The sequence below is a fragment of the Mesorhizobium sp. M0317 genome (assembly GCF_040321555.1).
Taxonomy (GTDB): Bacteria; Pseudomonadota; Alphaproteobacteria; order Rhizobiales; family Rhizobiaceae; genus Mesorhizobium.
The window spans coordinates 46,965-68,249 of the sequence record NZ_JAMYRV010000033.1 but is presented as its reverse complement, the minus strand read 5'-3'; the positions used below and the strand labels follow the sequence as shown (position 1 = coordinate 68,249).

25 protein-coding genes are annotated in these 21,285 nt (G+C 61.9%); 22 read left to right on the top strand and 3 right to left on the bottom strand.

Going from position 1 to position 21,285, the window contains the following annotated elements:
• Window positions 1–5: 5 nt before the first annotated feature.
• The 21 genes from rpsN (at window position 6) to NKI88_RS21550 (ending at window position 17,571) form a co-directional block, all read left to right on the top strand.
• Window positions 6–311: a 30S ribosomal protein S14 gene (gene rpsN, locus NKI88_RS21650; RefSeq protein ID WP_010909282.1), complete on the top strand. Its 306-nt coding sequence runs from the start codon at window positions 6–8 to the stop codon at window positions 309–311.
• A 12-nt stretch (window positions 312–323) separates the two neighbouring features.
• On the top strand, window positions 324–722 hold the full coding sequence (rpsH, locus tag NKI88_RS21645; protein WP_006205453.1) for a 30S ribosomal protein S8: 399 nt from the start codon (window positions 324–326) through the stop codon (window positions 720–722).
• 41 nt (window positions 723–763) lie between these two features.
• Complete coding sequence (gene rplF, locus NKI88_RS21640; RefSeq protein WP_023682603.1) at window positions 764–1,297, top strand: 50S ribosomal protein L6; 534 nt, start codon at window positions 764–766, stop codon at window positions 1,295–1,297.
• 140 nt (window positions 1,298–1,437) lie between these two features.
• Window positions 1,438–1,797, top strand: a complete 360-nt coding sequence (gene rplR, locus NKI88_RS21635; RefSeq protein WP_023682602.1) for a 50S ribosomal protein L18 — start codon at window positions 1,438–1,440, stop codon at window positions 1,795–1,797.
• A gap of 154 nt (window positions 1,798–1,951) precedes the next feature.
• Window positions 1,952–2,515 (top strand): 30S ribosomal protein S5, encoded by a 564-nt coding sequence (gene rpsE, locus NKI88_RS21630; RefSeq protein ID WP_006333394.1) that lies wholly within the window; start codon window positions 1,952–1,954, stop codon window positions 2,513–2,515.
• A gap of 24 nt (window positions 2,516–2,539) precedes the next feature.
• On the top strand, window positions 2,540–2,737 hold the full coding sequence (gene rpmD, locus NKI88_RS21625; RefSeq protein WP_006205449.1) for a 50S ribosomal protein L30: 198 nt from the start codon (window positions 2,540–2,542) through the stop codon (window positions 2,735–2,737).
• 22 nt (window positions 2,738–2,759) lie between these two features.
• Window positions 2,760–3,230, top strand: coding sequence for a 50S ribosomal protein L15 (gene rplO, locus NKI88_RS21620; RefSeq protein ID WP_023672760.1), 471 nt, complete (start codon window positions 2,760–2,762; stop codon window positions 3,228–3,230).
• 257 nt (window positions 3,231–3,487) lie between these two features.
• Complete coding sequence (gene secY / locus NKI88_RS21615; protein ID WP_023672761.1) at window positions 3,488–4,828, top strand: preprotein translocase subunit SecY; 1,341 nt, start codon at window positions 3,488–3,490, stop codon at window positions 4,826–4,828.
• Window positions 4,825–5,433: an adenylate kinase gene (locus NKI88_RS21610; RefSeq protein WP_023738902.1), complete on the top strand. Its 609-nt coding sequence runs from the start codon at window positions 4,825–4,827 to the stop codon at window positions 5,431–5,433. Before secY ends, NKI88_RS21610 begins: the two co-directional genes overlap by 4 nt.
• Before the next feature lie 211 nt (window positions 5,434–5,644).
• The gene (rpsM, locus tag NKI88_RS21605) at window positions 5,645–6,013 is read left to right on the top strand and encodes a 30S ribosomal protein S13 (protein WP_006205445.1); all 369 of its coding nucleotides are present in this window, start codon (window positions 5,645–5,647) and stop codon (window positions 6,011–6,013) included.
• Window positions 6,014–6,139: 126 nt separating this feature from the next.
• Window positions 6,140–6,529 carry a 30S ribosomal protein S11 gene (rpsK, locus tag NKI88_RS21600; RefSeq protein ID WP_006205444.1) on the top strand — a complete coding sequence of 130 codons (390 nt, stop codon included), beginning with the start codon at window positions 6,140–6,142 and terminating at the stop codon, window positions 6,527–6,529.
• 102 nt (window positions 6,530–6,631) lie between these two features.
• Window positions 6,632–7,642, top strand: coding sequence for a DNA-directed RNA polymerase subunit alpha (locus tag NKI88_RS21595; RefSeq protein ID WP_023682599.1), 1,011 nt, complete (start codon window positions 6,632–6,634; stop codon window positions 7,640–7,642).
• A gap of 105 nt (window positions 7,643–7,747) precedes the next feature.
• On the top strand, window positions 7,748–8,179 hold the full coding sequence (gene rplQ, locus NKI88_RS21590; protein ID WP_352657101.1) for a 50S ribosomal protein L17: 432 nt from the start codon (window positions 7,748–7,750) through the stop codon (window positions 8,177–8,179).
• Between the two features lie 198 nt (window positions 8,180–8,377).
• Entirely contained in the window at window positions 8,378–9,871 is a 1,494-nt protein-coding gene (locus tag NKI88_RS21585; protein WP_352657099.1) for a DegQ family serine endoprotease, read from the top strand.
• A gap of 47 nt (window positions 9,872–9,918) precedes the next feature.
• A complete protein-coding gene (locus NKI88_RS21580; RefSeq protein ID WP_023738901.1) occupies window positions 9,919–11,229 on the top strand; it encodes a replication-associated recombination protein A in 1,311 nt (436 codons plus the stop codon).
• A gap of 182 nt (window positions 11,230–11,411) precedes the next feature.
• Window positions 11,412–12,242, top strand: a complete 831-nt coding sequence (locus NKI88_RS21575) for an aspartyl/asparaginyl beta-hydroxylase domain-containing protein (RefSeq protein WP_023738900.1) — start codon at window positions 11,412–11,414, stop codon at window positions 12,240–12,242.
• A 53-nt stretch (window positions 12,243–12,295) separates the two neighbouring features.
• Complete coding sequence (gene crcB, locus NKI88_RS21570) at window positions 12,296–12,670, top strand: fluoride efflux transporter CrcB (RefSeq protein ID WP_023682593.1); 375 nt, start codon at window positions 12,296–12,298, stop codon at window positions 12,668–12,670.
• Between the two features lie 133 nt (window positions 12,671–12,803).
• A complete protein-coding gene (locus NKI88_RS21565) occupies window positions 12,804–13,784 on the top strand; it encodes an RluA family pseudouridine synthase (protein ID WP_023672769.1) in 981 nt (326 codons plus the stop codon).
• A gap of 2 nt (window positions 13,785–13,786) precedes the next feature.
• Entirely contained in the window at window positions 13,787–14,704 is a 918-nt protein-coding gene (locus NKI88_RS21560) for a DMT family transporter (protein ID WP_352657096.1), read from the top strand.
• A gap of 11 nt (window positions 14,705–14,715) precedes the next feature.
• The gene (locus NKI88_RS21555) at window positions 14,716–15,507 is read left to right on the top strand and encodes an ATP12 family chaperone protein (protein ID WP_023738898.1); all 792 of its coding nucleotides are present in this window, start codon (window positions 14,716–14,718) and stop codon (window positions 15,505–15,507) included.
• Window positions 15,508–15,684: 177 nt separating this feature from the next.
• Window positions 15,685–17,571, top strand: coding sequence for an MFS transporter (locus NKI88_RS21550; protein WP_023682590.1), 1,887 nt, complete (start codon window positions 15,685–15,687; stop codon window positions 17,569–17,571).
• A gap of 94 nt (window positions 17,572–17,665) precedes the next feature.
• Here NKI88_RS21550 and NKI88_RS21545 read toward each other — a convergent pair whose 3' ends face one another.
• Window positions 17,666–17,863, bottom strand: a complete 198-nt coding sequence (locus NKI88_RS21545; RefSeq protein WP_023706518.1) for a DUF2735 domain-containing protein — start codon at window positions 17,861–17,863, stop codon at window positions 17,666–17,668.
• Window positions 17,864–18,179: 316 nt separating this feature from the next.
• Here NKI88_RS21545 and NKI88_RS21540 point away from each other — a divergent pair, with 316 nt between their 5' ends.
• Window positions 18,180–19,220, top strand: coding sequence for a glutamine synthetase beta-grasp domain-containing protein (locus NKI88_RS21540; protein WP_023691256.1), 1,041 nt, complete (start codon window positions 18,180–18,182; stop codon window positions 19,218–19,220).
• A gap of 137 nt (window positions 19,221–19,357) precedes the next feature.
• On the opposite strand, the gene glnA is transcribed toward NKI88_RS21540, so the two are convergent.
• Both glnA and NKI88_RS21530 read right to left on the bottom strand, forming a co-directional pair.
• Window positions 19,358–20,767: a type I glutamate--ammonia ligase gene (gene glnA / locus NKI88_RS21535; protein ID WP_023672775.1), complete on the bottom strand. Its 1,410-nt coding sequence runs from the start codon at window positions 20,765–20,767 to the stop codon at window positions 19,358–19,360.
• Between the two features lie 58 nt (window positions 20,768–20,825).
• Window positions 20,826–21,164, bottom strand: a complete 339-nt coding sequence (locus tag NKI88_RS21530) for a P-II family nitrogen regulator (RefSeq protein WP_006205430.1) — start codon at window positions 21,162–21,164, stop codon at window positions 20,826–20,828.
• Window positions 21,165–21,285: the final 121 nt, after the last annotated feature.

Below are 21,285 nucleotides of genomic sequence, written 5' to 3'. Positions count from 1 at the left end.
CTGAAATGGCAAAGACCAGCTCAGTCGAGAAGAACAACAGGCGCCGCAAGCTTGCCGACCAGTACGGTCCCAAGCGCGCAGCGCTCAAGGCGATCATCATGGACCAGTCCAAGCCGATGGAAGAGCGTTTCCGCGCTCAGCTGAAGCTTGCTGCCCTGCCGCGCAACTCGGCCAAGATCCGCATCCGCAACCGTTGCGAAGTTACCGGCCGTCCGCGCGCCTATTATCGCAAGCTCAAAGTATCGCGCATCGCGCTTCGTGATCTCGGCAATAACGGCCAGATCCCGGGCCTGGTCAAGTCGAGCTGGTAAGGAGGACATAACATGTCATTGAGCGATCCTCTCGGCGATATGCTGACCCGCATCCGCAACGCGTATGGCCGTAAGAAGTCGAGCGTTTCGACGCCGGCGTCGCGCCTGCGTACCCGCGTCCTCGACGTGCTGAAGGCTGAAGGCTATATCCGCGACTACAGCCAGACCGACTTCGACAACGGCAAGTCCGAAATCGAAATCGAGCTGAAGTATTTCGACGGTGCTCCGGTCGTGCGCGAAATCGCCCGCGTTTCGAAGCCTGGCCGCCGCGTTTACGTCTCGGCAAAGTCAATCCCGCACGTCGCCAACGGCCTCGGCATCGCCATCCTTTCGACGCCCAAGGGCGTGATGGCCGATCACGAAGCACGCGAACAGAATGTCGGCGGCGAAATCCTCTGCCAGATTTTCTAATTCGGCAGACCTGAAACAAGAGAAGTGACGAGGACAACCAAATGTCTCGTATTGGAAAGAAACCCGTTTCGCTGCCGCAGGGCGTGACCGCGACCGTTAACGGCCAGACCGTGACGGCGAAGGGCCCCAAGGGCGAGCTGAAGTTCGTGGTGAACGACGAAGTGCTGGTCAAGATGGAAGGCAGCGAAATCGCTGTCCAGCCGCGCGACCAGACCAAGACCGCCCGATCCAAGTGGGGCATGTCGCGCACGCAGATCGTCAACATCCTGCAGGGCGTCAAGGACGGTTTCGAGAAGAAGCTCGAGATCACCGGCGTCGGCTATCGCGCGGCACTCCAGGGCAAGAACCTGCAGCTGGCGCTTGGCTTCAGCCACGACGTCGTTTACGAGACGCCGGCCGGCATCACGATCACTGTGCCGAAGCCGACGGAAATCACCGTGACCGGCATCGACAAGCAGCAGGTCGGCCAGGTTGCAGCCGAGATCCGCGAGTATCGCGGTCCCGAGCCCTACAAGGGCAAGGGTGTCCGCTATGCCGGCGAGAAGATCGTCCGCAAGGAAGGCAAGAAGAAGTAGTAGGCCTGGGCCCGAAAAGTTGCAGACTTTTCGGAAAAGGCCAAGCCAAAGAAGTGCAACGCCGCGGGGAGCGGTCGCGGGAGGCGCTTTCGCCTACCGCACATGGCGGCCCCCGTTTTTTGAAGGCAAGGAAGATTATCATGGCTACCAAGGAATCCATCCAGCGCCGCGCGCAGCGCGTCCGCCGCCAGATCAAGAAGGTCGCCGGCGAACGTCCGCGTCTCTCGGTTCACCGCACGTCGAAGAACATCTACGTGCAGGTCATCGACGACGCCAAGGGCCATACCATCGCGGCTGCATCGACACTCGAGAAGGACCTCAAGGGTTCGCTCAAGACCGGCGCTGACACCGAGGCAGCAGCCGCTGTTGGCAAGCTGATCGCCGAGCGTGCTTCGAAGGCCGGCGTCAAGGAAGTCGTCTTCGACCGCGGCGCCTACATCTATCACGGCCGCGTCAAGGCGCTGGCCGAGGCTGCCCGTGAAGGCGGTCTGAGCTTCTAATTGCCTGATCCCGAACCGAAGGTCAGCGCAGCAAAAAGTTGCAGACTTTTCGGACAAGATCATGCAAGGAAAAATAATTCGCCCCCGGTGACCCAAAGAGGCGCACCGGATCTTATCAGCAACCGTGCTTCCGGAAAAAAACAAGGAACAGGATATGGCACAGGAACGTAGGGATGGCGGCCGCGGCCGCGATCGTGAAGAACGCGATGACGGCATGGTGGACAAGCTCGTCCACATCAACCGTGTCGCCAAGGTCGTCAAGGGCGGCCGTCGCTTCGGTTTTGCAGCACTCGTCGTCGTCGGCGACCAGAAGGGCCGCGTCGGCTTCGGTCACGGCAAGGCGCGCGAAGTGCCGGAAGCGATCCGCAAGGCAACCGAGTCGGCCAAGCGCGACATGATTTTCGTGCCGCTGCGCTCGGGCCGCACGCTGCACCACGACGTCGAAGGACGCTGGGGCGCCGGACGCGTGCTGCTGCGCGCTGCCAAGCAGGGTACCGGCATCATCGCCGGCGGCCCGATGCGCGCTGTCTTCGAGACGCTCGGCATGCATGACGTGGTCGCCAAGTCGATGGGTTCGTCGAACCCCTACAACATGGTTCGCGCCACGTTCGACGCGCTGAAGAGCCAGATGCATCCCAAGGATGTGGCTGCTGCGCGCGGCATCAAATATTCGACCCTTCAGGCCCGCCGCGGCACCGCCGTTGCGGCTGAAGAATAGTCGATCTGACCAGGGATTTTGACCATGGCCAAGAAAGCAACCAAGACCATCACCGTTGAGCAGATCGGTTCGCCGATCCGCCGCCCGAAGGAACAGCGCGCAACGCTGGTCGGCCTCGGCCTCAACAAGATGCACAAGCAGCGCACGCTGGAGGACACTCCCTCGGTGCGCGGCATGATCGCTGCCGTCCAGCATCTCGTCCGCGTCGTGGACGAGGGCTGAGCAAAAGCGCAGGAGAACCCAGATGAAACTCAACGATCTGCGTGACAAGGACGGCGCGACGCACTCCAAGAAGCGTCTCGGCCGTGGCATCGGCTCCGGCTCGGGCAAGACCGGCGGTCGCGGCGTCAAGGGCCAGAAGGCGCGCTCCGGCGTTGCCATCAACGGCTTCGAGGGCGGCCAGATGCCGCTCTATCGGCGCCTGCCGAAGCGTGGCTTCAATAACATCTTCGCCAAGAGCTTTGTCGTCGTGTCGCTGGCTCGTATCCAGACGGCGCTCGATGCCAAGAAGCTCGACGCCAAGGCGACCGTGACGGCCGAGGCACTCGTTGCCGCCGGCGTCATCCGCCGCGTCAAGGACGGCGTGCGCATCCTCTCGGACGGCGAACTCAAGGCAAAGCTTGCCTTCGACGTCGCCGGCGCCTCCAAGGCCGCGATCGAGAAGATCGAAAAGGCCGGCGGTTCGGTCAAGCTGCCGGAAGCGGCAGCGGAGTAACGGCAATTTGAAGCGCGGCCGGCAGGAACGGTATCCGTTTTTGTTCACGATTGCGCTTTGATCCAATCAATTAGGCGGCCCCGTCAACGCGGCCGCTTGCATGTTTAGAGCCCTAAGCTTATCTCGTGAGCTTCGGTGCCACGCGCCGCCTGAACTGCGGGCATCGAGCGTGGCATACAAATCAAAGAAGTAGCGCATGACGTTGTCCGAAAACCGCTTCACACTTTTCGGCATCATGCTCTAGCGGAGAATCAGGCATGGCTTCGGCTGCTGAACAACTAGCCTCGAATCTGAACTTTGCGGCTTTCGCCAAGGCGGAGGACCTGAAGAAGCGAATCTGGTTCACCGTCGGCGCGCTGCTCGTCTATCGCCTCGGCACCTATATCCCGCTGCCCGGCATCAATCCGGATGCATTCGCGCAGGCCTTCTCTTCGCAGGCCAAGGGCGTGCTCGGCATGTTCAACATGTTCGCCGGCGGCGCCGTGCAGCGCATGGCGATCTTCGCGCTCGGCATCATGCCTTACATCTCAGCCTCCATCATCATGCAGCTGATGACCTCGGTCATTCCGTCGCTGGAAGCGCTGAAAAAGGAAGGCGAGCAGGGCCGCAAGGTCATCAACCAGTACACGCGCTACGGCACGGTACTCCTGGCGCTGGTGCAGGCCTACGGCATTTCGGTGGGCCTGGAAGGCGGCAACGGCATCGTCAACGATCCCGGCATGTTCTTCCGCATCTCGACCGTCGTCACGCTGGTTGGCGGCACCATGTTCCTGATGTGGCTGGGCGAGCAGATCACCGCCCGCGGCATCGGCAACGGCATTTCGCTGATCATCTTCTCCGGCATCGTCGCCGGCCTGCCGCGCGCCATCTCCGGCACGCTGGAGCTCGGCCGCACCGGCGCCCTATCGACGGGGCTGATACTCGCGATCATCGTGCTGGCCATCATCGTCATCGCGCTGATCGTGTTCTTCGAGCGCGCGCAGCGCCGCCTGCTGATCCAGTATCCGAAGCGCCAGGTCGGCAACCGCATGTTCCAGGGCGACACCTCGCATCTGCCGCTGAAGCTCAACACGTCGGGCGTCATTCCGCCGATCTTCGCGTCGTCGCTGCTTTTGCTGCCGGCAACGGTCGCCGGCTTCTCGCAGACGACAAACCTGCCGGCCTGGGCAAGCACCGTGCTCGCTTCGCTCGGCCACGGCCAGCCGCTCTACATGCTGTTCTATGCGGCAATGATCGTGTTCTTCGCCTTCTTCTACACGGCCATCGTGTTCAATCCGAAGGACACCGCCGACCAGCTCAAGAAGCATTCCGGCTTCATTCCGGGCTACCGTCCGGGTGAGCGCACCGCCGATTACATCGACTATGTCCTGACGCGCATCACCGTCGTCGGCGCCATCTATCTGGTGCTGGTGTGCCTGCTGCCCGAGTTCCTGATTTCGGCAACTGGCGTACCATTCTACCTCGGTGGCACATCGCTTCTGATCGTGGTCAGTGTAACCCTCGATACGGTGGCGCAGATCCAGGGTCACCTGATCGCGCACCAGTATGAGGGCCTGATCAAGAAGTCGAAGCTGCGCGGGGGGAAGAAGGCCAGATGAGATTGATATTGCTTGGGCCGCCAGGAGCGGGCAAGGGGACGCAAGCACAAAGACTGGTAGAAAAATACGGCATACCGCAGCTGTCGACGGGTGACATGCTGCGGGCGGCCGTGCAGGCCGGCACCGAAGTCGGCAAGCGCGCCAAAGCGGTGATGGATGCCGGCGAGCTGGTTTCCGACGCCATCGTCAACGCCATCGTGGCCGAGCGCATCGATCAGCCCGATTGCACCAACGGTTTCATCCTCGACGGATATCCGCGCACGCTGGTGCAAGCCGATGCGGTTGAATCGATGCTCGCCGAGCGCGGCATTGGCCTCGATGCCGTGATCGAGTTCGTCGTCGATGACAAAGCGCTGGTCGGCCGCATCGTCAAGCGCGCCGACGACGCCAAGGCCGCCGGACAGCCGGTGCGCAAGGACGACAATCCGGTGGTGTTCGAAGAGCGCCTGCGGGAATATTACAAGAAGACCGCGCCTCTGATCGGCTATTATTATGCCAAACGCTCGCTTAGGAGTGTCGACGGCATGGCCCCTGTCGACACCGTGACGGCGGAGATTGACGCGCTGCTCGCGGCGGTGACGCGGGAGACCGTTACGGTAAAGTAAAGATTGCGCTTGACTGGAATGGTTCGCTGGGTTATGGCGGCCCGTCTTCCTATCAGGCATGAGGCTTTGCTTGTCCGCAAGGGCAAGGCAGCCGCATTGAAACTAGGGAACTCCCGCAAGGGCCGGCCTCCACCGGACGCGGGTAATTTGAACAGCGCCGCGCATGCCTTTTTTTGAAGGCCGGCCGGTCCCACATGGAGAAGAGAAGAATATGGCTCGTATAGCCGGCGTCAACATTCCGACCAACAAGCGCGTCGTCATTGCGCTTCAGTACATTCACGGCATTGGCAAGAAGTTCGCCCAGGAGATCGTCGACAAGGTCGGCATCCCGGCCGAGCGCCGCGTCAACCAGCTGACCGACGCGGAAGTGCTGCAGATCCGCGAGACCATTGACCGCGACTACCAGGTCGAAGGCGACCTGCGCCGCGAAGTGTCGATGAACATCAAGCGCCTCATGGACCTCGGCTGCTACCGCGGTCTGCGTCACCGCCGTTCGCTGCCGGTTCGCGGCCAGCGCACGCACACCAATGCACGCACCCGCAAGGGCCCGGCCAAGTCGATCGCCGGCAAGAAGAAGTAAGTGAGCGATAGCGAGTGGCTATTAGCGAGTAGGGGTTCCCTATTCGCTGGTCCCTGCTCACTACTCGCTTTCAAAGGTGGAGCCGCTGGCATTACGGCGGTGTAGAGATCAACTGAAAGGACTATCATGGCCAAGGAAGCCGCTCGTGTTCGCCGTCGCGAACGCAAGAACATCTCGTCGGGCGTTGCCCACGTCAATTCGACCTTCAACAACACGATGATCACCATCACCGACGCGCAGGGCAATTCCATTGCCTGGTCGTCGGCCGGTGCCCAGGGCTTCAAGGGTTCGCGCAAGTCGACCCCGTTTGCCGCCCAGATGGCTGCCGAAGACGTCGCCAAGAAGGCCCAGGAACACGGCATGCGCATGCTCGAAGTCGAGGTCTGCGGACCCGGCTCCGGTCGTGAATCGGCGCTTCGCGCCCTGCAGGCTGCCGGCTTCACCATCACCTCGATCCGTGATGTGACGCCGATCCCGCACAATGGCTGCCGCCCGCGCAAGAAGCGCCGCGTCTAAGACATTACCGAACGCCGCGTGAGCGCCTCAAGGCGCTCCTCCACGGCACTCCAGGTCGCCCGCCACGATTGGATGGTGGCGGGTCAACGGAAGGAAAGCATCATGATCCAGAAAAATTGGCAGGAACTGATCAAGCCGAACAAGATCGAGTTCTCGTCGAAGAAGAAGACGCTGACCACGCTGGTCGCCGAGCCGCTCGAGCGCGGCTTCGGCCTGACGCTCGGCAACGCGCTGCGCCGCGTGCTTTTGTCTTCGCTGCGCGGTGCGGCTGTCACCGCCGTGCAGATCGACGGCGTTCTGCATGAATTCTCGTCGATTGCCGGCGTGCGTGAGGACGTGACCGACATCGTCCTCAACATCAAGGAAATCGCCATCCGCATGGAAGGCGATGGTCCCAAGCGCATGGTCGTTCGCAAGCAGGGCCCGGGTGCGGTTCTGGCTGGCGACATCCAGACGGTTGGCGACGTCGAGATCCTCAACCCGGACCACGTCATCTGCACGCTGGACGAGGGCGCTGAAATCCGCATGGAATTCACCGTCGACACCGGCAAGGGTTACGTGCCGGCCGACCGCAACCGCGCCGAAGACGCGCCGATCGGCCTGATCCCGGTCGACAGCCTGTATTCGCCGGTCAAGAAGGTCTCCTACAAGGTCGAAAATACCCGCGAGGGCCAGGTTCTCGACTATGACAAGCTGACCATGACCATCGAGACCGACGGTTCGATCTCGGGCGAGGACGCGGTGGCATTCGCTGCCCGCATCCTGCAGGACCAGCTTGGCCTGTTCGTCAATTTCGACGAGCCGCAGAAGGAAGTCGCCACCGAAGCCGTCACAGAGCTCGCCTTCAACCCGGCGCTGCTCAAGAAGGTCGACGAACTCGAGCTTTCGGTGCGTTCGGCCAACTGCCTGAAGAACGACAACATCGTCTACATCGGCGATCTCATCCAGAAGACCGAAGCCGAGATGCTGCGCACCCCGAACTTCGGCCGCAAGTCGCTGAACGAGATCAAGGAAGTGCTCGCGGCGATGGGCCTGCACCTCGGCATGGAAGTGCCGGACTGGCCGCCGGAAAACATCGAAGACCTCGCCAAGCGTTACGAAGACCAATATTGAGCATGAATTTCCAAGGATCGGCGGCGTGAGCCGCTCGATCCGACGGTCATGCGGAAAACCATCAGAGGCCACGGCCTCTTGAACAACTGAAGAAGGAAAAGAGCCATGCGCCACGGTTTTAAAGGCCGCCGCTTCGCCCGAAGCATTAGCCATCGCAAGTCGATGTTCGCCAACCTCGCCGTGTCGCTGCTCGAGCACGAACAGATCGTCACCACCCTGCCTAAGGCGAAGGATCTGCGTCCGATCGTCGAGAAGCTGGTGACGCTCGGCAAGCGCGGCGACCTCCATGCGCGCCGCCAGGTGATTGCCCAGATCGGCAATGAAGGCGTCGTCAAGCGTCTGTTCGACACCATCGCGCCGCGCTACGCCACCCGCAATGGCGGCTATCTGCGCATCATGAAGGCCGGCTTCCGCCACGGCGACAATGCCGCCATGGCAGTCATCGAGTTCGTCGATCGCGACACCTCGGCCAAGGGCGCCGGCGACCGCGCCCGCATCGAAGCTGAAGGCGCCAACGAGGAAGCCACTGCCGCATAAGGCTCGGTTTTTCAGGAATGACTTTCAAGGGGCCTTCGGGCCCCTTTTTTGCATTGTCGCAAGGGCATGCTTCGCCGGGCTTTTTTGCCTGCCGGCCAAGTGCTTTTGCACGACAATCGCCGCATTTCAGTGCATTAGCCTTTCATTCTGCACAATCGTCGGGACAATGCCCCCGAATTTGCCTTGGAGGATTCGCGAATGCGCGCCAACCGACTGTCTCTTGTTCTGCTCTTCGCCATGATGGCGTTCGCAGCCGCGCCGACAGTCAGGCAGGCGCTGGCCGAGGACGCCGCCAAGCCAGCCGATCCGGGGCTCTCCGATGTGCTGACCGACCTCCTGCATGGCGTCGAAGGCGAGAACGGCACCTCCGGTCCCGACAAGCGCGTGCCGTTCGGCCGCGAAGAGGTACAGCTGTCGTTTGCGCCCCTGGTCAAGCAGACGGCGCAGGCGGTGGTCAATGTCTATGCTTCGCAGACGGCCAAGGTCACGTCGCCCTTCGACGGCGATCCTTTCTTCGAGGAATTCTTCGGCCGCGCGCAGCCGCGCGCGCAATCCTCGCTCGGCTCGGGCGTGTTGGTCGACCCGAGCGGCGTCGTCGTCACCAATTTCCACGTGATCAAGGATGCTGACGAGGTCAAGGTCGCGACCGCCGACGGGCGCGAATTCACCTCGAAGGTCATGCTCAAGGACGAGACGCTTGACCTTGCCGTGCTCAAGATCACCTCCGACAAGCCGTTTCCGGTGATCGCCATCGGCGATTCCGACGCGCTCGAGGTCGGCGACCTGGTGCTGGCCATCGGCAATCCGTTCGGCGTCGGCCAGACCACCACCAGCGGCATCGTTTCGGCGCTTGCCCGCAGCCATATCGGCGTTTCGGATTCGGGCTATTTCATCCAGACCGACGCCGCCATCAATCCCGGCAATTCCGGCGGCGCGCTGATCAACATGGGCGGCCAGCTGGTCGGCATCAACACCGCCATCTACAGCCGCAGCGGCGGCTCGATCGGCATCGGCTTTGCCATCCCCGCCAACATGGTGCGCGCCTTCGCCGACGCGGCCAAGGCCGGGCTCGATTTCTTCGAGCGGCCCTATATAGGCGCCGAGTTCGAAGCGGTCACACCGCAGATCGCCGAATCGCTCGGCATGGAGAAGCCGACCGGCGCGCTGGTGTCGTCGGTTGAGGAAGCCGGACCGGCGGCCAAGGCAGGGCTGAAGCCCGGCGATGTCGTGCTGCAGCTCAATGGCACGACGGTCGAAGGCATCGAGGCGCTGGATTACCGCATGGCGACCCTGTCGATCGGCACCAAGGCGACCTTCGCCATCCTGAGCAAGGGCCAGCAGGCGACCATGGAGATTGCACTGGAGCGCGCGCCGGAAGGCGCCAAGGCGTCGGAAGTGACCCTGCATGGCCGCAGCCCGTTCTCCGGCGCCAAGGTCGCGGAACTGTCGCCCAGGCTCGCCCAGCGGCTTGGCCTGCGCACCGACCTCAAGGGGGTCACCGTGGTCGACATCAACCGCGATTCGCCGGCTGCCGATTTCGGCTTCCAGCCCGGCGACATCGTGCGCGAGGTGAACGGCAGCACCGTCGATACGGCGGCGACACTGGCGCAGCTTGCCCAGCAGGATACGCGCTGGTGGCGCTTTACCGTCGAGCGCGGCGGGCAGATACTGCGCCAGGTGTTGCGTTACTGAGGCGATCTTCCCATTTCTGAGGATCGTGCTCCAACCAGAAGACCTAGATGGCCGATCTGTTCAGCGTCGATGAACCGGAAAGAGCGCCGCCCGGCCGGCCTTTGGCCGATCGGCTGCGCCCGAAAAACCTTGGCGAGGTCGTCGGCCAGGAGCATCTGACCGGCCCCGACGGCGCACTGACGCGGCTCATCAACTCCGGTTCGCTCGGCTCGATGATTTTCTGGGGGCCACCCGGCACCGGCAAGACTACCGTTGCGCGGCTGCTGGCCGGCGAGACCCGTCTTGCTTTCGAGCAGATATCGGCGGTGTTTTCCGGCGTCGCCGACCTGAAGAAAGTGTTCGAAGCAGCGAAGCTGCGCCGCACCAATGGCCGCCAGACGCTGCTGTTCGTCGACGAGATCCATCGCTTCAACCGTGCCCAGCAGGACTCTTTCCTCCCGGTCATGGAGGATGGAACAGTTGTTCTGGTCGGCGCCACCACCGAAAATCCATCGTTCGAGCTGAACGCCGCGCTTCTGTCGCGCGCGCGGGTGCTGGTGTTTCACTCGCTGGGCGAGGACAGCATTGCCAAGCTGATGACGCGCGCGGAGGAGACGGAGGGCAGGGCGCTGCCGCTCGACGACGAGGCGCGGGCGATGCTCATCCGCATGAGCGATGGCGACGGCCGGGCCTCGCTGACGCTGGCCGAGGAAGTCTGGCGCGCCGCCAAACCCGGCGAGGTTTTCGATCCCGAAGGGCTGCAGCGCATCGTCCAGCGCCGCGCGCCGATCTATGACAAGGGCCAGGACGGTCACTACAATCTGATCTCGGCGCTGCACAAATCGGTGCGTGGGTCCGACCCGGACGCGGCGCTTTATTATCTTGCCCGCATGTTCGACGCCGGCGAGGATCCGCTCTATCTCGGCCGCCGGCTGGTGCGCATGGCGATGGAGGATATCGGGCTGGCCGACCCGCAGGCGCTGGTTATCGCCAACGCCGCCAAGGACGCCTACGACTATCTCGGCTCGCCCGAAGGCGAACTGGCCTTCGCCGAGGCCACCGTCTATCTCGCCACCGCGCCCAAATCCAACGCCGTCTATACCGCCTTCAAGGCAGCCACGCGGGCGGCGAAGGAGTTCGGTTCGCTGCTGCCGCCCAAGCACATCCTCAACGCGCCGACCAAGCTGATGAAAGAGGAGGATTACGGCGCCGGCTACCGCTACGATCACGACCAGCCCGATGCCTTTTCCGGCCAGGACTATTTCCCCGAAAAGATGGGCCGGCAGACCTTTTATGATCCGCCCGAACGCGGCTTCGAGCGCGATATCAAGAAACGGCTGGACTATTGGGCAAAGCTGCGCAGCGAGCGGGAAAAATAGGTGCGCGGGACAAACGGGACGAACTCGGCCTGCCCGCGATGAACTGAAATTCTGTCCCCGCCAGTCACAGCAGTGTGATTGTACCGCATGACAAAAAGCCCTATCACGTCGCATGACTCGGCCGGGAGGCTGCCAGGACGGGCGATAATTCGGAACGGGGACAGCGCGCGGCGCGAACAGAAATGACAAAATCCCTTCGCAAAACGCTTCGCCAGGCTGTGATTGCTGTCCCGCTGCTCGTGCTCGGCTTCTATTTCATTCCGATCCTGACCACGATCTGGATCGTCTGCGGCCTGATCGATGTGCTGCGCAACGCCAGCAAGGATCTGTCGCTGTTGCGCGGCTATTTCCTCGGCAATGGCATCTTCACCTGGCTGCTGTCGCCCTTCAATCTGCTGGTGGACCTCGTTTGCTACCGCAACCCGGGTGTGTGGAAGCTGGAGCAGTTTCCTGCCGATTATCAGCGCGAGGTCAACGAGGTTCTTGACGTCTTCAAGGCGCGCAAGGACGAGATCATCGCCGATATCGACGCCAATTTCGGCACCGGTCGTCGCGGCATGTATGTCTATCAGTGGTACGGCAAGCACCGGATCGACAATGTTGCGGAATTCAACAAGGATTTCAAATACATCAAGACCATTGCCGTGTCTGTCTTCAGAGGCAAGGAATCGACTTCCTGGCATTTCGGACCGCTGCGGCTCAGCCTGCGCATCCTCTACAATCTCTTGCCGGTGAAGGCAGAGGTTTTCGTCGAATGCAACGGCGCCAGGAATTACTGGCACGACAACCCGCTCTATATTTTCGACGACACGCTGCTGCACCGCTCGGTCAACGAGTATGATGGGCGCCGCTACTGCGTGTTCATGGACATCATCCGCCCGTCGCCGTTCCCCGGTTTCATCGCCGGACTTCTGGCCATCGTTTCGGTCACCGTCGAGCGCATCAATTCCATGTTCTACAAGAACTGGAAGATGATCGGCTCGAGCAAGGCAAAGAAGGTCGAGACGACCTGAGGCGTTAGCCTGAAGGGATTGACCGCACTGCCTTGGCCGGGCAGTAAACGGGCATGTTCAATCTGCTTCTTGTTGTGGTCGGCGGCGGCATCGGCGCCGGCATCCGCCACCTGACCAACATCGGCGCCTTGCGCCTCGTCGGCCCCAACTACCCCTGGGGGACAATGGCGATCAACATCCTCGGCTCCTTTGTTATGGGGCTGTTCGTCGCCGCGCTGATGCGGCGCGGCGGTTCCAATGAGCTCCGGCTGTTCGTCGCCACGGGCATCCTTGGCGGCTTCACCACCTTCTCCGCCTTTTCGCTCGATTTCGCGACCCTGTGGGAGCGCGGAGCGACGCTGACGGCGTTGGGATATGCGCTTGCCAGCGTCGTTGGCGCCATTATCGCCCTGTTTCTGGGACTTTGGCTCGCAAGAACCGTTTCATAGTGTTATTGCCCCGACCTGGAGCACGCCGCATCCTCTGGACGCGCTGCAGAAACTTTGATCTTGCGCATGATCCTTTCCGAAAGCCGGAGTAGATTTTCGGGGTCACGCGTTAGAAACGGATAAAGCGAAAATCATGGCAGGCGTAGAACAGATCACGGTGGAGGCCGGCGAGGCGGGCATGCGGCTCGATCGCTGGTTCAAGACCCATTTCCCCGGCCTCGGCTTTGGCCATCTGCAGAAGTTGCTGCGCTCGGGCCAGATCCGCGTCGATGGCGGCCGGGTCAAGGCCGACAGCCGTGTCGAGCCCGGCCAGGTGGTGCGTGTGCCGCCGCTCGAGGTCGACAAGAAGGGCGAGAGTGCGCTTACGGGTTACTCGATCCGCAACCAGGGCGACGCCGATGTGCTGGCCAAGATGCTGATCCACGAAGATCCAAAAGTCTTCGTCTTCAACAAGCCGGCCGGCCTGGCGGTGCAAGGCGGCTCGGGCGTCACCCGCAATGTCGACGACATGCTGGAGGCCTGGCGCAGCCAGAAGGGCGAGAAGCCGCGCCTGGTGCACCGGCTCGACCGCGACACGTCGGGCGTGTTGGTGGTTGCCCGCACCAGGCTTGCGGCGATGAAGCTTTCCGAGTCATTCCGGGCGCGCGAGACCAAGAAGACCTATTGGGCGCTGGTCAAGGGCGTCCCGCCCAAGCGTGAGGACAAGATCTCGACCTGGCTGATCAAGGAGCCGACCGAGGACGGCGACCGCGTGCGCGTGGCAGCCCATGGCGAAAAGGGCGCCGACCACGCCGTGTCCTACTACCGCATCATCGAGCAGGCGGCTCAGACGATGACCTGGCTGGAAATGGAGCCGTACACTGGCCGCACCCACCAGCTGCGCGTTCATGCCGCCTATATCGGCTGCCCGATCCTCGGCGACCCCAAATATTTCGAGGCCGACACCAACTGGGACTTTCCGGGCGGCATTCAGAACCGCCTGCATCTGCATGCGCGCCGCATCGTCATTCCGCACCCGGACAAGGGCGTCATCGACGTCACCGCGCCGATGCCGCCGCATATGCGCCAGAGCTGGAACCTGATCGGCTTCGACGACGCCAGCGCGGAGGACTGACATTGGCCGTTGCCTCGGTATTGGATCGCCGCGATGCGGTCGATCTGGCGGCTGCTTCCATCATGGTCGGGTTGACCTTTTCCTGGGGGCTGATCTACGGCGCCGCCAAGTTCTCCTATGCCGGCTTCGATCCGGTTTTCGTCTCGATCGCACGTTCGATCATTGGCGGGCTCTGTGTGCTCGGCTGGTGCTGGCTGCGCGGCATCAGGCTGTTTAAGGCCGACGGGTCGCTTGTCGCCGGCATCATCGTCGGCGTGCTGTTCGGCGTCGAGTTCCTGTGCCTCTATATCGGGCTGGAATACACGACCGTTGCCCGCAACACACTGCTGGTCAACACCATGCCGTTCTGGGTCCTGATCGGCGGCCATTTCCTGCTCGGTGAGCGTATCAACGCGCGCAAGCTTGGCGGGCTCGTTCTCGCCTTCTGCGGCCTGGTGGCGGTGTTTTCAGACGGGATTGCCGGCGGCACCGACGTGACCTTGATGGGCGATCTGCTCAGCCTCGGCTCCGGTATTCTGTGGGCGGCGACCAGTATCGTCATCAAGCGTTCGAAACTGGTCGAGACCAGTGCCGAGAAATTGCTGCTTTATCAGCTGGCCGGTGCGGCCATTGTCGGTGTCCTGGTTCTGCCTTTCGCCGGCCCGCCGATCCGCGCGGTCAGTGCCTTGCCGACATTGGCGCTGCTGTTCCAGTCGCTCTATATAGTTGCCTTCACCTATGTGCTGTGGTTCTGGCTGCTCAGGCGCTATCCGGCATCGGGCCTGTCGAGCTTCGCCTTCCTGTCGCCGGTGTTCGGCGTCCTCTGCGGCGCTATCATTCTTGGCGAGGCGCCAACGACCAGGATCTTTGTGGCGCTTGGGCTGATCGCAGTCGGCCTGATCATCGTCAACCGGCCGGCGCGCAAGCAGGTACCTGGATAGAAAGTTCGACCATGCGTGACATCCTCAACGACCTCGAAGCGGGAAAGCATCTGTCCGATCCGGATCCGGTCCGCCGCGCGCAGATCCAGATGAAGACGCACCTGCCGAAGCGCTTCTACAAGGACGTGTCGGTCGCAGCTGTGGAGGACGGTTTTGCCGTCCATCTCGACGGCAAGCCGGTGCGCACGCCGGGCAAGGCGCTGCTGGCGCTGCCGACCGAAAAGGCCGCCGCCCTGGTCGCCAATGAGTTCGCTGCACAGGGCGAGACCATCGACCCGGTCACGATGCCGGTGCTGCGTCTGGTCAACACCGCCATCGACGGCGTCGCCAGCGACCCGCAGGCGGTGCTGGAGGACGTCTTGCGCTTCGCCTCGTCCGATCTGACCTGCTACCGCGCCGACGCGCCACAGGGGCTGGTCGAGCGGCAGAACCAGCATTGGGATCCGGTGATCGACTGGGCGAGAGCGACATTAGGGGCTCGGTTCAATCTCGCCGAGGGCATCATCCATGTCGAGCAGCCGCGCGAGAGCATCGCAGTGCTCGGCGCTCATCTTGCCCAGCGTGCCGAGCCGCTGCGGCTGGCCGCAATCCATGTCATGACTTCGCTGACCGGGTCGGCGCTGCTGGCGCTGGCGGTCGATTACGGCGCGCTCGATGGCGACGCGGCTTGGGCCGCCGGCCATGTCGACGAGGACTGGCAGATCGAGCATTGGGGCCAGGATGCCGAGGCTGTCGCACGCCGCTCGGCCCGCAAACGCGACATGATGGCGGCCGTCGGCCTGCTCGATGCGCTGAAGACCTGATCCTCGGCCTTTGCCGCACTGCACCTAATACCAAAGTCATAAATCCAAGGTCTGTCTGCCTCCGGCGGTCGCTTTCTGTCATTTTTTACGCTGATGGCTGGTTCGAGTCGCGTTCAGAGGGAACGCCGACGATGACGCCCAGCGTCGAAGGCAGACGATTCACGGGAGGACAGTTCAATGGCATTGGCATCGACCGCCGGCGGAGCCAGCCGCGGCATGACACGAGAGGAGAAGAAGGTCATCTTCGCCTCCTCGCTGGGCGCGGTTTTCGAATGGTATGATTTCTATCTCTACGGAGCGTTGGCCGGCGCGATCGGCTTGACCTTCTTCAACTCGTTTCCCGAAAGCACCCGCTACATCTTCACGCTGCTGGTCTTCGCCGCCGGCTTCATCGTGCGCCCGTTCGGCGCGCTGGTGTTCGGCCGCATCGGCGATCTCGTCGGCCGCAAATACACATTCCTTGTCACCATCATGATCATGGGTCTGTCGACTTTCCTTGTCGGCCTGCTTCCGGGTTCAGAGACACTGGGCATTCTGGCGCCGATCCTGTTGATCGCGCTGCGCATGCTGCAGGGCCTGGCGCTTGGCGGCGAGTACGGCGGCGCCGCGACCTATGTCGCGGAACATGCGCCGGACGACCGTCGCGGCTTCTACACCTCATGGATCCAGACGACGGCGACGCTCGGCCTTTTCCTGTCGCTGATTGTCATCCTGCTGGTGCAGAATTCCGTAAGCAAGGACGCCTTCAACGCCTGGGGATGGCGCATTCCGTTCCTGGTCTCGGCTATCCTGCTCGGCATTTCGGTCTGGATCCGGCTGTCGCTTTCGGAATCGCCGACCTTCCTGCGCATGAAGGAAGAGGGCAAGAGTTCCAAGGCGCCGCTGTCGGAAGCCTTCGGCCAGTGGAAAAACGCCAAGATCGCCATCCTGGCGCTGTTCGGCCTCACCGCCGGTCAGGCCGTGGTATGGTACAATGGCCAGTTCTATGCACTGTTCTTCCTGGCCAATGTGCTCAAGGTCGACGCGCAGTCGGTCAACATCATGATCGCCATTGCGCTGGCACTCGGCACGGGCTTCTTCGTCTTCTTCGGCTGGCTGTCCGACAAGATCGGCCGCAAGCCGATCATCATGGCCGGCCTTGCGCTGGCAGTCGTCACCACCTTCCCGCTGTTCAAGGCGTTGACCTGGGCCGCCAATCCGGCGCTCGCCACCGCACAGCAGAACACGCGCGCCACGGTGACGGCGGCTCCGGGAGACTGCAACTTCCAGTTCAACCCGACCGGCACGCGCGTACCGGTCAGTTCGTGCGATATCGCGACCGACTTCCTTGCCAAGAACTCGGTGCCTTACGACATCGTCTCTACCGCGGCGGCGGGGACCCCGGCGAGTGTCATGATCGGCAGCGAAACTGTGGCGTCTTATGATGCCAAGGCCGCGGGCGACAAGAAGGCTGCAAGCGACGCTGCCTTCAAGAAGGGTATCAACCTCGCGCTTCAGGGTGGCGGTTACCCGTTGAAGCGCGCTGCCGCCAAGGTTGCCGACCAGAAGCTCGACGCCTTTGTCGCGGCCAATCCTGAACTGAAGCTCGATGCGGCAGCCATCCGCGCCGGCGAAAAGACCGCGGTCCCGACCGAACAGGCCATCAAGGACAAGGTGCTGACCAAGGATGAGGCCGCGGGCGCCACCGAGGTGACCGTGTACAGCGTTCCGGCAGCGGGCGCGTTCGCGATGTTTGCCGACCCCGCACAGGTCAACTGGGCAAAGGTCATCGGCATCCTGTTCATCCTGGTCCTCTACGTGACCATGGTCTACGGGCCGATCGCGGCGATCCTGGTCGAGATGTTCCCGACACGCATCCGCTACAGCGGCATGTCACTGCCCTATCACATCGGCAATGGCTGGTTCGGCGGCCTGCTGCCCGCGATCGTGTTCGCGTTCAGCGCCTACAAGGGCGATATCTATTACGGCCTTTGGTATCCGGTGGTGATCGCGGCGGTGACGCTGATCATCGGCATGATCTTCGTCAGGGATACGCTCGGCACCGACCTGCATACCAAGCAGTAGCCGACGGCTCTGTATCAAACAAAAAACCCGGCGCGAGCGATCGCGCCGGGTTTTTGATTTGTGGGCCTGTTCGATCTATCAGCGCGGAAGACGCCTAGCTCTTGCGAGGCTGTTCGGCCTCGGCAATGGCGGCCTCATGATACCAGGCCCCGCCATGGGCAAGCGGGTGATCGCGCAGCGAAGCAAGCTCTGCCGCAAACTTGGCCTTTACGCCTAAATTTGAGGCACCCGCACGCGCTGCCACCGGGAACATCAGGATTTTGGCCGACGGACGGGCTGAGGTGATTTCCATGGTCGGTCTCCTTTCTTCTGGAGAGGCTCTTCGATTCATCTTTCCATCAAGGTAGGTCCTGCAATCCTTTTAGGCAAGATGCCTAAAGAAAGATCGGCATTTGCCTGTTATTTAAGCAAATTCTGCCTTTGATTGATCCGGGCGCATTGCTTAGGCGGCTTGCCATCACCGGCGGGATGAAAGGGCATTTTTGCCGCACCCTGACCAACTGAAGTGGCACACGATTTGCATTTTATCGACCGGCAGCTGGGCTGCTGGATGGCTCGGCGCGCCGGCGTCATCCAGGTTCGGTGATCAAGCAACGAGAGGCTCTAGAATGACGAAATACAAGCTCGAGTATATCTGGCTCGATGGTTACACGCCGGTCCCCAATCTTCGCGGCAAGACCCAGATCAAGGAGTTCGCCGAGTTCCCGACGCTCGAGCAGCTGCCGCTGTGGGGCTTCGACGGTTCTTCGACGCAGCAGGCCGAAGGCCACAGCTCCGACTGCGTGCTGAAGCCGGTCGCCGTATTCCCGGACCCGGCCCGCAGCAATGGCGTGCTGGTGATGTGCGAAGTGATGATGCCAGATGGCGTGACGCCGCATGTGTCCAACAAGCGCGCCACCATCCTCGACGACGAGGGCGCCTGGTTCGGCTTCGAGCAGGAGTATTTCTTCTACAAGGACGGCCGTCCGCTCGGCTTCCCCGAGAGCGGCTATCCGGCGCCGCAGGGCCCGTACTACACCGGCGTCGGCTATTCGAATGTCGGCCCGATCGCGCGCCAGATCGTCGAGGAGCATCTCGACCTTTGCCTCGCAGCAGGCATCAACCATGAAGGCATCAACGCCGAAGTGGCCAAGGGCCAGTGGGAATTCCAGATTTTCGGCAAAGGCTCCAAGAAGGCCGCCGACCAGATGTGGATGGCCCGCTATCTCTTGCAGCGCCTGACCGAAAAGTACGAGATCGACATCGAGTATCACTGCAAGCCGCTCGGCGACACCGACTGGAACGGCTCGGGCATGCACGCCAACTTCTCGACCGCCTATATGCGCGAAGTCGGCGGCAAGGCCTATTTCGAAGCGCTGATGGCTCAATTCGACAAGAACCTGATGGACCACATCGCCGTCTACGGCCCGGACAACGACAAGCGCCTGACCGGCAAGCATGAGACCGCTCCGTGGAACCGCTTCAGCTACGGCATCGCCGACCGAGGCGCCTCGATCCGCGTGCCGCATTCCTTCGTCAACAATGACTACAAGGGTTACCTGGAAGACCGCCGTCCGAACTCGCAAGGCGACCCCTACCAGATCGCTTCGCAGATCCTGAAGACCATCGCGGAGGTTTCGACCAGCGCGCAGGTCTCGGCTGCTGCTTGAGCATCTATAGCGGCGCAGGCTTCATAAGCCTGCGCCGTAGCCTGCTGCTACCACATCTACGGTCTGCTATTGGTCAAACAAAAACCCCGGCGTCTGAACTGACGCCGGGGTTTTTCCTTGTCGCTGAGGCTTATCGTTCAGACCGAATAGTACATGTCGTATTCGACCGGATGCGGGGTCATTTCGAAGCGCATCACTTCGGCCATCTTGAGCTCGATATAGCTGTCGATCTGGTCGTCGTCGAAGACGCCGCCGGCTTTCAGGAAGCCGCGGTCCTTGTCCAAGCTTTGCAGCGCTTCGCGCAGCGAACCGCAGACGGTCGGAATCTTCTTCAGTTCCTTCGGCGGCAGATCGTAAAGATCCTTGTCCATCGGCTGTCCCGGGTGGATCTTGTTCTTGATGCCGTCGAGGCCGGCCATCAGCATGGCGGCGAAAGCGAGGTAGGGGTTCGCGCCCGGATCGGGGAAGCGGACCTCGACGCGCTTGGCTTTCGGCGACGAGCCGAACGGAATGCGGCAGGAGGCCGAACGGTTGCGCGCGGAGTAGGCGAGCAGAACCGGTGCTTCATAGCCAGGCACAAGGCGCTTGTAGGAGTTGGTCAGCGGGTTGGTGAAGGCGTTGATCGCCTTCGCGTGCTTGATGATGCCGCCGATGTAGAACAGGCACGACTCCGACAGGCCGGCATATTCATTGCCGGCGAAGGTCGGCTTGCCGTTCTTCCAGATCGACTGGTGGACGTGCATGCCCGAGCCGTTGTCGCCGAAGATCGGCTTCGGCATGAAGGTGGCCGTCTTGCCATAGGCGTTGGCGACCTGGTGCACGACATATTTGTAGATCAGCATCTTGTCGGCGTTGCGGACCAGCGTGTCGAACTTGATGCCGAGCTCGTGCTGGGCAGCGGCAACCTCGTGATGGTGCTTTTCGACGCGCACGCCCATTTCGGCGAGCACGGTCAGCATTTCGGAGCGCATGTCCTGCGCGCTGTCGATCGGCGGCACAGGGAAATAGCCGCCCTTGACGCGCGGGCGGTGGCCGAGATTGCCGGTCTCGTAATCGGTGTCGTCGTTGGACGGCAGTTCGGTCGAGTCCAGCTTGAAGCCGGTGTTGTAGGGATCGGCCTTGTACTTGACGTCGTCGAAGACGAAGAATTCGGCTTCGGGGCCGACATAGATGGTGTCGCCGATGCCTTCGGCCTTCATGTAGGCCTCGGCCTTCTTTGCAGTGCCGCGCGGATCGCGGTTGTAGGATTCGCCGGAGACCGGATCGAGAATGTCGCACAGGATGACCATGGTCGACTGGGCGAAGAACGGATCCATGTGGACGGTGTCCGCATCGGGCATCAGCACCATGTCGGACTCGTTGATCGCCTTCCAGCCGGCGATCGAGGAGCCGTCGAACATGACGCCGTCGGCGAACATGTCTTCCTCGACCTCGATGACATCCATCGTCACGTGCTGCAGCTTGCCCTTCGGATCGGTGAAGCGCAGGTCGACGAATTTCACGTCGTTGTCCTTGATCTGCTTCATGATGTCTTTGGCTGTCGTCATGTCGTTTCTTCCCTGTGTGATGACGTTTCGAGGAGACGTTAATCTGAAATCAGAAAGCTCAGACGGCGTCCATCCCCGTTTCGCCGGTACGGATGCGAACGACCTCCTCGATGTTGGAGACGAAGATCTTGCCGTCGCCGATGCGGCCGGTCTGCGCCGCCTTGCGGATGGCTTCGATGGCGCCTTCGACGGCGTCGTCGCCCAGCACCACTTCGATCTTCACCTTGGGCAGGAAGTCGACGACATATTCGGCGCCGCGATAGAGTTCGGTATGGCCTTTCTGGCGGCCAAAGCCCTTGGCCTCGGTGACGGTAATGCCTTGCAGACCGGCCTCCTGAAGCGCTTCCTTCACTTCGTCTAGCTTGAACGGCTTGATGATCGCTTCGATCTTTTTCATGTAAAAAGTGGCCTCCACTGCCAAAAAAAACGGGTTGTGCGCCCCGCTTGCGCCTCCATCAAGCACGAACTGTGCCAATTTCAGCCCACGCGAAGCGGTTTCGCGCAATTCCAATGCCGCG